At 42.6% G+C, this 15,546-nt stretch carries 12 protein-coding genes; 9 read left to right on the top strand and 3 right to left on the bottom strand.

From position 1 onward, the window contains the following. Nucleotides 1-9: 9 nt before the first annotated feature. Entirely contained in the window at nt 10-501 is a 492-nt protein-coding gene (locus PL9214_RS09995) for a universal stress protein (RefSeq protein ID WP_245824207.1), read from the bottom strand. Nucleotides 502-685: 184 nt separating this feature from the next. On the opposite strand from PL9214_RS09995, the gene leuB reads away from it, so the two are divergent. Then, nucleotides 686-1,774 (top strand): 3-isopropylmalate dehydrogenase, encoded by a 1,089-nt coding sequence (gene leuB / locus PL9214_RS09990; protein WP_072718574.1) that lies wholly within the window; start codon nt 686-688, stop codon nt 1,772-1,774. Between the two features lie 73 nt (nt 1,775-1,847). Here the strand turns inward: leuB and cphA are convergent, their stop codons facing one another. Further along, the gene (cphA, locus tag PL9214_RS09985; RefSeq protein WP_072718573.1) at nt 1,848-4,553 is read right to left on the bottom strand and encodes a cyanophycin synthetase; all 2,706 of its coding nucleotides are present in this window, start codon (nt 4,551-4,553) and stop codon (nt 1,848-1,850) included. Between the two features lie 402 nt (nt 4,554-4,955). Then, complete coding sequence (locus PL9214_RS09975; RefSeq protein WP_072718571.1) at nt 4,956-5,810, bottom strand: cyanophycinase; 855 nt, start codon at nt 5,808-5,810, stop codon at nt 4,956-4,958. Nucleotides 5,811-6,332: 522 nt separating this feature from the next. Between PL9214_RS09975 and trmD the strand changes: the two genes are divergently transcribed. The 8 genes from trmD to PL9214_RS09935 all read left to right on the top strand — a co-directional run bounded on the left by trmD (nt 6,333) and on the right by PL9214_RS09935 (nt 15,546). Beyond that, entirely contained in the window at nt 6,333-7,055 is a 723-nt protein-coding gene (gene trmD / locus PL9214_RS09970) for a tRNA (guanosine(37)-N1)-methyltransferase TrmD (RefSeq protein WP_072718570.1), read from the top strand. 62 nt (nt 7,056-7,117) lie between these two features. After that, nucleotides 7,118-7,477, top strand: coding sequence for a hypothetical protein (locus PL9214_RS09965; protein ID WP_072718747.1), 360 nt, complete (start codon nt 7,118-7,120; stop codon nt 7,475-7,477). A gap of 497 nt (nt 7,478-7,974) precedes the next feature. Continuing rightward, entirely contained in the window at nt 7,975-8,241 is a 267-nt protein-coding gene (locus PL9214_RS09960) for a KGG domain-containing protein (protein ID WP_072718569.1), read from the top strand. A gap of 610 nt (nt 8,242-8,851) precedes the next feature. Beyond that, nucleotides 8,852-9,601 carry an NYN domain-containing protein gene (locus PL9214_RS09955; RefSeq protein ID WP_072718568.1) on the top strand — a complete coding sequence of 250 codons (750 nt, stop codon included), beginning with the start codon at nt 8,852-8,854 and terminating at the stop codon, nt 9,599-9,601. Between the two features lie 162 nt (nt 9,602-9,763). After that, nucleotides 9,764-10,465 (top strand): ribonuclease III, encoded by a 702-nt coding sequence (gene rnc / locus PL9214_RS09950; RefSeq protein WP_367400268.1) that lies wholly within the window; start codon nt 9,764-9,766, stop codon nt 10,463-10,465. A gap of 661 nt (nt 10,466-11,126) precedes the next feature. Further along, nucleotides 11,127-12,500, top strand: coding sequence for a CmpA/NrtA family ABC transporter substrate-binding protein (locus tag PL9214_RS09945; RefSeq protein WP_072718567.1), 1,374 nt, complete (start codon nt 11,127-11,129; stop codon nt 12,498-12,500). 118 nt (nt 12,501-12,618) lie between these two features. Then, a complete protein-coding gene (ntrB, locus tag PL9214_RS09940) occupies nt 12,619-13,467 on the top strand; it encodes a nitrate ABC transporter permease (RefSeq protein ID WP_072718566.1) in 849 nt (282 codons plus the stop codon). A 69-nt stretch (nt 13,468-13,536) separates the two neighbouring features. Next, the gene (locus PL9214_RS09935) at nt 13,537-15,546 is read left to right on the top strand and encodes an ABC transporter ATP-binding/substrate-binding protein (protein WP_072718565.1); all 2,010 of its coding nucleotides are present in this window, start codon (nt 13,537-13,539) and stop codon (nt 15,544-15,546) included.

Raw genomic sequence — 15,546 nt, 5'->3', positions numbered from 1 at the left:
CCCGTCTGCCTAATCATCGGGTTGCTGTACAACTAATACAGAACATTTAATGTGATGCACCGTATAATTACTGACACTTCCTAAAAATAATTCGGCTAATTCTGAACGGTTACGCCTACCAATTACGATTAAATCAGCCTCCCATTTTTTCGTAATTTCTCGTATCCAATATCCCGGTTCTCCGATTTGATATTCGGTTTCAATGGAAATTCCTTGCTGTGCAGCATAATTGACAAAGGTTGATAACCATCCTGCCACTTCATTAATTTCCTGTTCAATTAATTCATGTTGAATTTGTGCCACCTGGTTTAACCGTTGACCATATAAATCTCCAGGGGAACCTAAAATCATCGGTGATACAGTAATAGAATGAAAGACTTTTAACTGACTTTGATACAGTTTAGCCAGTTGTAAGCCTTGGTGAAAGACATACTCTGCTTGGGGAGTGCGATCAATTGCCACTAAAATTTTGTGATATTCCATGCCCGTGTCCTCTTTCATCTGTTTTAATTCCCTAATGGGCTAAAAGCTCAAATCTTTGCCCCCAAAGGGATTGATTTCCTATAATCTTAGTTTAAACCCAATTTCGGACTTTTTGACCTAAGAATGCTATATTTAAAGGTTGGGCGATCGCTGACAATGCTCAACATCGTCTAACTAATCTTTTTTGTTACTATCGAGCTATATGAGTCAAAACTACCGCATTACTCTTCTTCCAGGCGATGGCATCGGCCCTGAAATTATAGCGGTGGCTGTCGATGCGTTAAAAGTCGTTGGAAAACAACTCAGCATTACTTTCGATTTTCATCAAGCGTTGATGGGGGGAGCGGCGATAGATGCCACTGGGGAACCCCTTCCAGCAGAAACCTTAGAACAGTGTCTCAAGAGTGATGCGGTACTATTGGCGGCCATTGGCGGCTACAAGTGGGACAATTTACCCCGTCATCAACGACCTGAAACCGGGTTATTGGGGTTACGCGCTGGATTAAAATTATTTGCGAATTTGCGCCCCGCGACAATTTTACCCCATTTAATTGATGCCTCTTCTTTAAAAAAAGAAGTGGTAGAAGGGGTGGATATTATGGTTGTCCGTGAACTGACCGGGGGAATTTATTTTGGACAACCCAAGGGAATTTTTCAGACGGAAACCGGGGAGAAACGCGGCGTTAATACAATGGCCTATACGGAATCCGAGATTGATCGGATTGGTCGTGTGGGGTTTGAAACCGCCCAGAAGCGTCGAGGTAGACTTTGTTCTGTAGATAAGGCGAATGTCTTAGATGTCTCTCAGTTATGGCGTGATCGCATTACCCTCCTCGCCTCAGAATACCCCGATGTCGAATTATCTCATTTATATGTTGACAACGCTGCCATGCAGTTAGTTCGCGCCCCCAAACAGTTTGATACGATTGTCACGGGGAACTTATTTGGCGATATTCTCTCCGATGCGGCGGCAATGTTAACGGGAAGTATCGGAATGTTACCTTCAGCCAGTTTAGGGGAGTCTGGCCCTGGGGTCTTTGAACCCGTCCATGGTTCAGCACCGGATATTGCGGGTCAGGATAAAGCCAACCCCCTCGCCCAAGTCCTCAGTGCTGCCATGATGTTACGCTATGGTTTAGATCAACCCGTTGCGGCGAATCTGTTGGAAAATGCTGTTTTAAAAGTATTAGATCAGGGATATCGTACCGGGGATATTATGTCTGAGGGCATGAAATTAGTCGGGTGTCAGGAAATGGGAGAAATGTTGTTAAAGGCATTAGAAGAAAATTAATTTTAACCCCTCAAATCGTTACTGTAGAGACGAGCCATGGCTCGTCTCTACGGGGGTTTTAGGGATAATCTAATTAAACTTGAGAAGGTTTTAAACTGGCTGTTGAGGAATTCAAGCTCGGCGAATGGGAATTGTTGTTTGATTCCTTAATCGGATTCCGGGACTCAATTAATTGAATAGCGCGATTTACACTTTCGGGTAAAATCACCACTAACGAACCCGCCCCAGCCCGGTCTAATGCCGTATTAATCGCTTCGGTTTCATTCAAAATCATTTCATAGCGAATCCGAGGTTCTGGAACTCGTCCTAAGACCTGCTGAAGACCCTTACTAATTAATTCCGCCGCCGAACCCCGTTCTCGGCCACGAGTATCATCATCCTCCTTCACAATAATCTCATCAAAAATATCCGCCGAGAGTTGACCCAAAGCCACAAAATCCTCATCTCGGCGATCGCCAGGGCCACCAATGACCCCAATCCGATGCCCTGGCCAATTTTTCACAAAAGCCCCTAATGCTTCATAACTGGCAGGATTATGGGCATAATCAATCAAGGCGTGATAGCTACCCATATTAAATAAATTCATTCGTCCTGGGGTTTGGGATGTGGAAGCAACAAAGGTTGACAAACCCGCCCGAATATGCTCTATTTTTACCCCTTGAGCAAAAGCGGCTAAACAAGCGGCTAAGGCATTGGCAATCATAAACGGAGCCCGACCCTTCATCGTGATCGGAACATTCACCGCCTGCTCAATTCTCAGCGTCCAATCCCCTTTTAAAATCGACAAATAGCCATTTTCATAAACCGCAGCTAATCCCCCTGATTCCGTGTGTCTGAGGACAATTTCATTCTCAGGATTCATGGTGAAATAAGCAACTTGGGCTTTGACCCGTTCAGCCATTTGTACCACTAACGGATCATCAGCGTTCAGCACCGCATAGCCTTTCGGCATCACCACCTCAGCCACCACGCTTTTGACTTTTGCCATTTGTTCGATGGTATCAATATCCCCCAATCCCAAATGATCCGCCGACACATTCAACACCACCCCAACATCGCAGGTATCGAACCCTAAACCCGCCCGGAGAATTCCCCCCCGTGCACATTCGAGGACAGCCACTTCTACCGTTGGATCACGCAGAATCAGTTGGGCACTTTGGGGGCCAGTATTGTCTCCGGGTTCGGCTAAATGATCCCCAATATAAATGCCATCGGTGGTGGTATAACCGACGGCTAACCCCGTTTGCTTCATAATGTGGGCGAGTAAACGGGTAGTGGTGGTTTTCCCATTGGTTCCCGTTACGGCTAAAATCGGGACACGGCTGGGTTGACCGGGGGGAAATAACATATCCATCACCGCCCCGGCCACATTCCGAGGTAAACCTTCACTGGGGGCGACGTGCATCCGAAATCCCGGTGCGGCGTTAACTTCCACAATCACCCCGTCCACTTCCCGCAACGGTTTGGAAATATCCGGTGTCACCACATCAATTCCGGCAATATCCAGACCGATAATTTTGGCAATGCGAGCAAATAACCAAGCATTTTCCGGGTGAACTTCATCGGTACGGTCAATGGCACTCCCGCCCGTACTCAAGTTAGCGGTAGCCCGCAGAAAACAAACTTCCCCAGCCGGTAATACCGTTTCCAGGGTATAGCCTTTCTCCGTGACCATGGACAGCACGGTTTTATCCACAACAATCCGGGTGAGGACGTTATCATGGCCATCGCCTCGACGGGGATCTTTGTTAGTTTTCTCGATTAACTGTTCAATCGTTAATTGACCATCGCCGATCACATGGGCTGGAACTCGTTCTGCTACGGCGACCATTTTGCCATTCACGACTAACACCCGATGATCTCGACCCGTATAGAAGCGTTCCAAAATCACACTGTGGGTTTTAGAGGCATTACTGGCTTCATCGTAAGCAGCAGCAGCCGTTTCCCATTTGGTAATATCAAGGGTAATCCCCCGGCCATGGTTGCCATCGAGGGGCTTAATGGCAATGGGATAGCCCCCGACTTCATCAATGGCATCTTGCAGTTCATCAAAATAGCGAATTACTGTTCCCCTAGGAACCGGAACCCCCGCATCCCGTAGAATTTGTTTCGTGCCTTCTTTATCACAGGCCAACTCCACTGCTAATACTCCGGTTTGATTACTCAGAGTGGCTTGAATTCGTTTTTGATAACATCCATAGCCAAACTGAATCATAAATCGAGCATTCAGTTGCTGCCAGGGAATATCACGCGCTTCCGCTTCTTTAACAATGGCTTCTGTACTAGGGCCAAGGGAGGCTTGGGCTTTTAATTCCTTGAGATCTTCAATATCCTGGGTGAGTTCTTCGGCCGGATAGGTTCCCGTATCCACAATACTTTGGCATAGGCGGACAGCGGCTCTTCCTGCATAACGTCCGGCGTGTTCGTTATCATACTCAAAGGCGACTTGAAAAATCCCTGGACTGGAGGTTTCACGGGTGCGACCAAATCCGGCGGTCATTCCCGCTAACTGTTGGAGTTCCAGGGCAACGTGTTCAATAATATGCCCCATTAACGTCCCCCGTTCTACGCGACTGAGAAACCCCCCTCGGACTCCAGGTGAACAGTGATGTTCAACCAAACTCGGGAGAACAGACGTTAAGCCTTCATAGAAGCCTGGAATATCGCAACTATAACGTTCAGTTAATTCTTCTAAATCTAGGCGCATGACAATCAGTTGATGACGTCGGATGCTCCAGTAGTTAGGGCCTCTTAAGGTTTGTATTTTAAGAATTTTCATATCCGTGTGAGTCCGTGATGCAGGAATGTTCCAGGGTAATAGTCCGCTTTATTCAATTTCAAGCTAAGGTGATTTGGAAACTGTTTGCAGTGAACAGTTTTTTTAAAACCCTTGAATGCTGGGAGGTTTGGCCAGTGGGGATTTACAATTTTTGAAAGCTGAACCCTCAAAATCAAATAAAGCAGGGAGCTTGATGAGCCGTAGAGATGCCCCAATCAAAGGGTTTAGCAACACCTTCAACCCGGCTCCTAGGAATTGTTCAAGGGCAGAAATTTTCTGTCCTGACTCCCCTAGGCTATTCCCTCACCTTCAATCCTCAATGGCTTCAGTTAGGATTCCCTTATCGTAATCACCGGGAAAAACCTGGGCAACCTCCCACAGCCAGATTCCGATGTCCACGGTTTACACACTAGGGGTAGAACTCGGACGCCGGGAATGGAAGTTATACTGATCGCCATAGGACAAAATATGTACCCGAAGATTGAATACACTCAGGGGATCAGTCGCTCCCGCATTCACCAGATTGGTGTAGGACATTTCGTGGGTATCCACAATCGTAACAGTTCCTTTCCCCACCACCCGCAATAAACCTTCCGCTTCAAATAAGGCACAGGTATCTTCATCAATGCCAATGCCAATTTTATCGGGATGGGCTGCGATCGCACTGATCAGTCGTGCCATGCGATTGCGGTTGTGGAAGTGTTGATCAACCAGCAATTCAGGTAAAATATCTAAGCCGGTTGCCATGTCCACCAGAGAACGGTTAGGAGATTCGCCACTTCCTCCCCCAGCAATCATGTGATGACCCATAACGGCAGCCCCCGCACTGGTTCCGGCTAAAGCCATTTGGCCTTGTCGGGCGGCAATGCGAATTTTCTCCATCAGCAGGGTATCGGCTAATAAACTATAAAGCCGGAGTTGATCACCGCCTGTCATGAATACCCCAGTACAGGCTTCCAAGTAAGCGTGCCATTTGGGATCTTCACAATGATGACGTTCCCGAATATCAAAAATTTCAATGGATTTTGCCCCCATTTCCTCAAAGATTTTTTGATATCTTTCTCCTTGAATGGCGGGTTCGCGGGAGGCAGAAGGAATGATGGCTAGGTTGGCATTGGAAGCACCAGCCCGATGAAAAAAAGTTTGCAGAATCTCACGTCCATGAACTTTGTCTTCTGCTCCACCAATAATGAGAATAGAGGTTTTAGTTTGTTGGGGAATCATTTGTTCAAGGGCTTGAGATGTCAACTGCTGCATAGTGTATCTCCTAGTCATGAGAATAAGTTCAAGATTAGGGGCATTTGTCACCACCTACGGCTTGTTACCAACAGTTGTTCGATTTGGCTACAATGAGTACAGATCTTTTTGAATTAATCTGTAACTTAGGCCAGCGACCCTCGGCTAGGGTTTCCCCTGATATCCCATAGGACTGTTTCTGACCTCCCTGTAGAGACAGAAACAACCGGATCTCATCCTCAACCCCAGTTGTTTCTGGGGTGAGTGTTCTCCTCCAACAGGAGCAGAGAAACGGGTTTTTAACCGGGATAACCGAGTTGCTCGGCTTTGCCTAAACTCCCCCTGATTGGATAGGGAAATTTCGAGAAAACCGATTTAGGTCGCTTTGTCCAATCAAAAAAAGCTGATCCATTTTAGTATATTTTGATACGAATTAAGAAATATTTAAGTTTATGGACTATCATATAGCATGACATCTCCTGTGCAAGTTTTTGCTTAAAATTTTTTTAGGGTCAGATGATCCACTCGTAAATCTTAAATACTGTGCGTTTTGACATTATTACTCTATTTCCCGACTTTTTTGCCTCTCCCCTGAATTCAGGTCTTTTGGGTAAAGCTTTAGCAAAGCAAATTGCTGATGTCCATTTAGTTAATCCCCGTGATTTTGCATCGGATAAGCATCGCCGGGTGGATGATGAGTCCTATGGGGGTGGTGTGGGAATGGTCTTGAAACCTGAACCAATTTATGCAGCTGTTGAATCCTTATCCCAACTTCCCCGTCGAGAAGTGATTTTCTTAACGCCCCAAGGGGAAAAAATGCACCAAGGGTTATTCCGCAATTTAGCTTTAAATTTTGATCAGATTGTTTTAATTTGTGGGCATTATGAAGGTATCGATGAACGCATTTTGTCCTTAGTGACCCGTGAAGTTTCTTTAGGAGATTTTGTCCTGACTGGAGGCGAAATTCCAGCAATGGCACTGATTAATGGAGTTGTACGATTATTACCGGGAACGGTTGGAAAACAGGAGTCTCTCAAAGCAGAAAGCTTTGAAGATGGGTTACTGGATTACCCTCACTATACTCGACCTGCGGAGTTTCGAGGAATGCGAGTTCCTGATGTTTTATTATCAGGAAATCATCAGAAAATTGAGCAATGGCGAAAACAACAGCAACTTCAGCGCACTCGTGAGCGTCGTCCTGATTTGTGGCAAGATTGGATACAGAGGTCAGAAAGCAAGATTGAGGATGAGGGGACAAGGGGATAAAGAGGATTTTGGTTGTTGGTCAACAACCAAGGGTCAAGCGTCAACAATCAACAGTCAACAGTATGAATTCTGATACACCCGAAGAAGTCATTCGAGCTATTGATTGGGCATTAAGTCAAGGGAATTTTAATCAAGCAAAAACCCTCTGTGCCCAAGCGAGTCAAGATTACCCTAATCATGCAAAAATTCAACGCTATGCTCGAATTTTAGCTTCTCGAAATTTGCCTTTTCATCAACTTGCTCCCAATCCAGATACACCCTTAAATCTTAATTGGGTGATTCAACATCGCCAACATTATCGGGGGAGATGGGTGGCATTAGAAAAAGGGAATTTAATTGCAGATGCGAGTTCTATTGATGAATTATTTGCTCAAGTCGGAAAGGAAAAAATGAAAGATTTATTTTATACAATTATTTATTAATTTCCGACTGAGTTTCGGCAATATTTAACTTAAAATCTCGATTTATTGATATACTTTAAAATATAAAAATACCCTAGATAAAAGAGTGATATTGTTAAGGAGGTTTCACAGCGATAAAGTCTGGGATCAATTGCCTAGTGATTCAATCGGGGCAACCTTATACACAAATTAATTGAGTAATGCTATAATTAATAGTAGAAACTCTCGGATTAATCTCAATCCTTTTATCAGTATTTTGGGCTAACCTTGACGGAGTGTAAGAATTGGCTGTTTTAGTGAGGGAAATGGAGGATTTATCACAAATTTGATAAATTTTGTGATCAGAGCCAATTTCTAGGGATTATTGGACGTTGACTAAGGAATAAGTTGACGGTTAAATTATTCTATCTTTCAGTTTATTAGTGGAAGAAGTTAACTCTGTCTTCTGGTAGAAGGTAAACCTTAATCAGAGAGATACAGTAGTGTTTAGCCAATCAAGAAAAGATAAGGAGAAAATCATGGCGACAGAAAAACGTGGATTTGCTTCCATGGATGAAGAAAAACAACGGGAGATAGCCAGCAAAGGCGGTAAAGCAGCCCATGAGTCAGGCCGCGCTCATGAATTTACTCCTGAAGAGGCCAGAGAAGCGGGTCGCAAAGGTGGTAAAGCAGTCAGCCAAGATCGCGAACACATGGCTGCTATTGGTCGTAAAGGAGGTAAAAATAGCCATAAAAAAGATAATGATAATGAACAAAATAATCAAGATAATGAAGAAAACTCATAATCTGGTTCCATAAAGTTTAATCTCAATTGAGATCAAACTTGGGTGTTTAAAAAAAGCTTCTGTTTGAAATAGTGCTCAAAAACTGGGTTTTTCTTAAGATTAAGCCTAGTTTTTGCCCACTCTACCTGTGTAACAAGTTTTTAGACTCCAACGGAGAAGTCGTGACTCTGTTGGAGTTTAAGCTTTGGCACAAAAGACTTGACATTCTCAGACGGCTTGATTATAGTAGAGTCACCTAGCAATAGGTTTGAGTCGGAAATTGACTTCTGCCTCATTTATCGGAATTAAAGAATATAGCAGTTAACAATGCAGTTAGAACATTAATGATAGGTGCGATCCTTAATGGTTAAGTGTTTTACTCCTATCCCTTGTCTTCTGTATGTTGCCTCTTACTCTGATTCCGATACTTGAGACTTTAGCCAAAACCACTCTCAACTTAGAGTTTGGATTCAATACATTAGCTCTGGTGCTGACAGTATCAGTTTTCGAGTTCTATTTTGGACTTGGAAATGGGGAGTATACTTTAATTCACACCAAGTGTCTGAAGGGTTAGAATTTAAAGCTTTATTAATGCTAGGCATCTAATTCATTAAAATATTAGGAGCCAGGTATGAAAACTTCCTTGGAAATTTTGGCAGTTGGTGTGGCAATTTATGCGGATTTTCAAAATGTTCGGAATTCTCCTGAAGAATTTAAACTTTTGAATACATGGTTAAATCTAAAAGGCCGTATCTTGAAAAAGAAAGGTTATTCTAACTGGAAGAAAGAAAATCAACTATTTGCAGAGGTTATCGCTGAGTCTAGTTTTAAAATAATTCATGTTCCTCACTTAAAAAAAAATGCAGTTGATGATGAAATGATTCAAGATTGCAAACATGATATAATGACAGACAGGAGCATTAGAATTGTAATTTTAATTACAGGGGATAAAGACTTTTTACCCTTAGTTGAGGAGTTGCAACAGTTAGGAATAAAAGTCATATTGATTCATGGTGATAATGTTAGTCAAGCCTTGAAAGGAACTGTTGATGAAGCCTATAATATTAATGAAGTAATCGCCTCTGTTGAACTCGATAAGGCAACTCCAGAACAACTAGATTCTCCTGCTATAATTTCTTACGAAGAAGCTAAAAAATGCTTAATTGAATCGATCCAGACAGTTAAAGCGAGAGGGAAAAAAACGACTCTTGCTTTAATGGGTAATTTAATCAAAGAGCATCCGCAACTTTCAGGGTATAAAAAAATCTCATATTGCAAACCTGATGGAAAGATTGTTTATAATTTCAGTAAATTTGTAGATGCAGTAATTCAGGAGGGAATTATTCAAAAAAATTGCAATGGAGAGTTAACTGTAGTATGAATGTAGAAAAATAGCGATCTCAATCATCCGATATAGAAATCCGCGCCAAGGTTGTAATATTTTATTGTAGGGGCGATGTTAATCCCAACCGTTTTTTCTGTTGGGTTTGGAAACCAAACCCCTACAATATTGAATCACAAATCTTATACGGATTCCTATATAATGATGACAAAATTACCCGAAATCAAAAACGAACAATTACGACTACAAGCTCTCACCCATCGTTCCTATATTAATGAACACCCTAATGCTGGAGAAGACAATGAACGATTAGAATTTTTAGGGGATGCTGTTTTAGGATTTTTAGTGGGAGAATTGCTATTTAAAAAACGTTATCCCGAAGACATGACCAAAATGAGTGAAGCGAATATGACGCGCTTACGGTCAGCGTTAGTCGATGAAAAACAACTTGCTAAATTTGCGATTCAATTTAATTTAGGGGAATTATTACGGTTAGGAAAAGGAGCCATTCGAGATGGGGGACGCACTAACCCAGCGTTACTGAGTGATGCCTTTGAAGCTTATATTGGTGCTTATTATTTAGATACAAATATTGATGCAGTTCGAGATTTTATTCATCCTTTATTTTCGGCGGTTGCGAATGAAATTGTCTTTCCCCAAGCAGAAACAACACCCCAAACCTTAATTGATTGTAAAAACCGTTTTCAACAATGGGCCTTAGCGGAATACGGTGAAAACCCAAAATATTATGTCGTCGGAGAATCTGGGCCAGATCACGCTAAGGAATTTCAGACTGAAGTTCGGGTTAGGGACAAAGTATATGGTTATGGAAAAGGACGCCGAAAACAGGATGCGGAGAAAAGAGCCGCAGAAGTCGCGTTACAAAAGTTGGGTCTGCTTTGATAATCAGTTATCAGTTATCAGTTATCAGTTATCAGTGAGTTTGCGGTTCAAAATCATTGAGCGAGGGTAGAGCTAACGTCCCTCCACTTCCCCGACTTCCCCGACTTCCCCGACTTCTTCTACTCCCTCTGCTCCCCCTGCTTCCCCTGCTTCCCCGACTCCCCCTGCTCTATCTTCCCGTCTTATCTTCATAGACTGTTTTCTATGTCAAGTTTATTGAGTATTGTTTCTTATCAATGTTTGTGATCCAGTGGTTTTGAGTTAACTTAAACAACAAAATTATTGTTTTAGTCGCCGATTTCGCCTCAAATTGCCATATTTAATAAGCAAAAATTATTAAAGCCATAAATTTTAGTCAAAGAAAGTGATGAATGATAAGCTAAACTTGATCACTATATTTAAGAAAAAATAAAAATTTAACACTAAAAGGTAGTGACATATTGGGAAAAAGCTGTTATCTTTATAGATAAGAACAGTCTTAACACGACTTCTTAATTAATTCGGCTCTAGCCAAAGTCACCTTAACGGTAAGGTGATGTTTAATCTAGCTGATTGCCTTTCAGGACAAGCTAGATCCCTTGTGTTCAATGATTTAACTACTACAAAACCTATTTTGTAAGTAGCAACCTATTGTTTTAAAAGCAGGTTGTTAGGAGGGTCTATGTCTCAATTTTCAAACAATTATTCTCGCAGAAAATTTTTAATTACAGCCGGAGTTTCTGCCGCTAGTACCATCTTTTTAAAAGGATGTTTAGGCAACCCACCCGAACCCACTGCTAATACGGGAAGTTCACCCGCAACAACAGCAGTTCCTGTGGCAAATATTAGCCCGGAACAAGCTCCAGAAGTTACCAAAATTAAACTGGGTTTTATTCCTATTGTCGAAGCTGCTCCATTAATTATTGCTAAGGAAAAAGGCTTTTTTGCTAAGTATGGAATGAGTGATGTTGAAATTTCCAAACAAGCAAACTGGGCTTCAGCACGGGATAACGTTACCATTGGGTCAAGTGGGGGTGGAATTGATGGCGGACAATGGCAAATGCCGATGCCCCATTTAATGACAGAAGGCATTATTACCGGGGGCAAAAAGGTTCCCATGTATGTCTTAGCTCAATTAGTAACAAATGGTAATGGTGTTGCTATTTCTAATACCCATTTAGGGAAAGGAATAGGCTTAGATATTAAAGGAGCAGCCGAATATATTCGCAGTTTTCCAAGTACCAGTGGACGCAAATTTAAAGCTGCTTATACTTTCCCCAATGCTAACCAAGATTTTTGGATTCGTTATTGGTTGGCGGCGGGTGGAATAGACCCCGATGTTGATATTGATTTGATCGCAGTTCCTCCCGCAGAAACGGTTCAGGGAATGCGAAATGGAACAATGGATGCCTTTAGTACAGGAGACCCCTGGCCTTATCGAATTGTTAGCGATAATATCGGGTTTATGTCCTGTTTAACCACCGAAGTTTGGCCGTTTCATCCTGAAGAATATTTAGCCATTCGTGCTGACTGGGTTGATAAACATCCCAAAGCAACAAAAGCTCTATTAAAAGGGATAATGGAAGCCCAACAATGGTGTGATAAACCAGAAAATCGAGCCGAATTAGTGACGATTGTTTCTGGGCGGAATTATTTTAATATTCCCAAAGATGTAATTACCCCTCCATTCCAAGGAAACTATCAGATGGGAGATGGAAAACCCGCCATTCAAGACTTTAATAAAGGCCCGTTATATTGGAAAGATCCCATTGGTAATGTTTCCTATCCCTATAAAAGCCATGATTTATGGTTTTTAACTGAAAGCATTCGTTGGGGTTTCCATCAAGGTCAAATTCAAGATATTGCCCAAGCTAAAGCTATTGTTGATAAGGTAAACCGCGAAGATATTTGGCGGGAAGCGGCTCAAGAAGCTGGATTTACAGCTGATATTCCCACTTCAACTTCAAGAGGGGTTGAAAAATTCTTTGATGGAATTACCTTTGATCCAGCAAATCCTGAAGCTTATCTTCAAAGTTTAACTATCAAAAAAGTATAGTGAAAACTTCAGAATTAAGAATAAATCTATAGGAATTATAGATGATTCTTAATTCTTGAAAAGTAAACCTTCCCCATTCTTATTGTAGACTGAAAAACTTTCAAGGAGTTGTAACAAAATGACAAGCGTAGCCAAAAGAAGAGCAAATGGAAATAGCTTTGCTGATAACCTCGGTGAATTTTGGAAAAAGAATGCACAAAATATTATTCTTCCTTTAATAGGAACCCTGGGTTTTTTGATAGTTTGGCAACTTTTATCTCTATCAGGAATTACCCGTTTGCCTGGGCCGTTGAGTGTGGTTACAAATGAACAAACTCGCATTTTATTAATGTATCCTTTTTATGACCGAGGAGGATTAGATAAAGGCTTATTTTGGCAAACCTTAGCCAGTTTAGGACGGGTAGCTCAAGGCTATTCAATTGCTGCCATTGTTGGGATTAGCGTAGGTATTTTAGTCGGAACAAACCCCATATTAGATAAAGCATTAGATCCGTTATTCCAGTTTTTACGAATGGTTGCACCTTTAGCCTGGGTTCCTATTGCCTTAGTTGCCTTTCAACAAAACCAACCCGCCGCTATTTTCGTGATTTTTATTACTTCTGTTTGGCCAATTTTAATTAATACCAAAGAAGGTGTTAAACAAATTCCTGATGATTACAATAACGTTGCTCGTGTGTTGCAATTATCTCGCAAAGAATATTACTTAAATATTCTGTTTCCCTCTGCTTTACCTTACATTTTTACCGGATTAAGAATTGCCATCGGTTTAGCTTGGTTAGCCATTATTGCAGCCGAAATCGTGATGTCTGGTATCGTCGGAATTGGTTTCTTTATCTGGGATGCTTACCAACAAAACTACATCAGTGACATTCTCTTAGCCGTCGTTTATATCGGTGCAGTAGGTTTAATTTTAGACCGAGGCATTGGTTACATTCAACAATTAATTGTTCCCGGTGAAAGAAAGTAAATAACAGCCGTAGGGTGCGTCAGCCCAGCGCACGCACCATTCCAAAATAATTACTTAGGAGTTAACATCATGGCAAAACCTTTAATCGAAGTTGAACAAATTGATAAAGTCTTTCCTTTAGCCGGAGGCGGTCAATATATAGCCCTCAAAGGCATTGATTTACAAATTAAAAAAGGTGAATTTGTTTCCTTAATTGGACACTCAGGTTGCGGAAAATCCACCTTATTAAATATGGTAGCCGGGTTAGATTTACCCTCAGAAGGAATTGTTACCATTGAAGGTCAAAAAATCACCAAACCAGGGCCAGATCGGATGGTGGTGTTTCAAAACTATTCCTTATTACCCTGGCGAACCGTGCGAGAAAATATTGCTTTAGCAGTAGATTCCGTAATGAAGGGATTACCGTTAGCAGAACGGACAAGTATCATCGAAAGCCATATTGATTTAGTCGGCTTACGTCATGCTGTTGATAAATATCCGGCTCAATTATCTGGGGGAATGAAACAACGGGTTGCGATCGCTCGTGCTCTAGCTTTACGCCCGAAATTACTCTTATTAGATGAACCCTTTGGAGCCTTAGACGCCTTAACCCGGGGTAATCTTCAAGAACAATTAATGAAGATTTGCCAAGATAATCAAATCAGTGCCTTAATGGTGACACACGATGTCGATGAAGCGGTTTTATTATCCGACCGAATTGTGATGTTAACTAACGGCCCAGAATCAAAAATCGGACAAATTTTAGATGTCGATATTCCTCGTCCCCGTCAACGGATGCAAGTCGTAGAACACCCCAGTTACTATCGGTTGCGAAGTGAAATGATTTATTTTCTCAATCAACAAAAACTGATCAAAAAAATGCGGGCTAAAAAGAATAAAGTCATTGCCCGTCATGGCTTAGAAAAAATTAATTTAGAACTGGGTTTTGTTCCCCTCACCGCCTGCGCCCCCCTCGCCGTTGCTAAAGAATTAGGATTTTTTGAAAAACACGGTTTAGATGAAGTTCATCTGGTGCGGGAAAGCAGTTGGCGCGGCATTAGTGATGGCATTGCCGGAGGCTATTTAGACGCGGCTCAGATGCCCTCTGGGATGCCTCTGTGGATGACGTTAGGGGGGGATGATGACACCAAGCCCGTAACAGTGATTACATCCCTCACCATGACCCGCAACGGCAACGCCATTACCCTCGCCCGTCGCTTCTATGACCAAGGCATTTACACCTTGGCAGACTTCAAAAAAATGCTATTAAAATCCCCTGGACAGCAACATCGCATGGGGGTTGTCCATCCTAGTTCCATGCACAACCTGTTACTCCGCTATTGGTTGGCTTCGGGAGGGATAGACCCTGACCATGATGTGGAACTGTTGACCATTCCCCCTGCCCAAATGGTGGTGGACTTACAAGGTGGCACTATTGATGGGTTCTGCGTCGGCGAACCTTGGAACCTGCGGGCGATGATGGAAGATGTCGGGTTTACGGTGGCGACGGACTTAGAAATTTGGCCGGGACACCCTGGAAAAGTCTTAGGGGTGCGGGAAGACTGGGCAGCAGCCTATCCCAATACCCATATTGCTTTAGTGAAATCGCTGTTAGAGGCGTCTGCCTATTGTGCTAACCCGGAAAATGCCGATGAAATTCGGGAAATTTTAGCCCAACGGACTTATCTCGGTACTCGCGCCGAATATATTCAGTTGGCTGACCCCAATGATGTGGCTTGCAATCTGGATCAACCCATGCGTCAATATGCCCATCATCAATTTTTTGGCGAAGGCGTCAACCGTCCCAGCCGCACTGAACAACTGTGGCACATGGTTCAAATGGCTCGTTGGGGGCATACTCCCTTCCCCCGCAACTGGGTGGAAATTTTAGAACGTTTATGTGCAGTGGGGGCTTTTAGTACCGCCGCCCGTGAATTAGGACTTTCTGAAATTAGTTATAGTCGCAGCGCTATTCAATTATTTGATGGCACAAAATTTGATACTGAAGATCCCATTGGTTATCTCAATAATTTGAAGATTAAACGGGATTTTACGGTGACAGAAATTGTCTTAGATTATCCCCGGATTAAAGTTGCTTAA

It is taken from the genome of Planktothrix tepida PCC 9214 (genome assembly GCF_900009145.1).
In the GTDB taxonomy this organism is placed as follows: Bacteria; Cyanobacteriota; Cyanobacteriia; order Cyanobacteriales; family Microcoleaceae; genus Planktothrix; species Planktothrix tepida.
The sequence above is the reverse complement of the archived record's forward strand: the minus strand, read 5'-3'. Positions and strand labels throughout refer to the sequence as shown.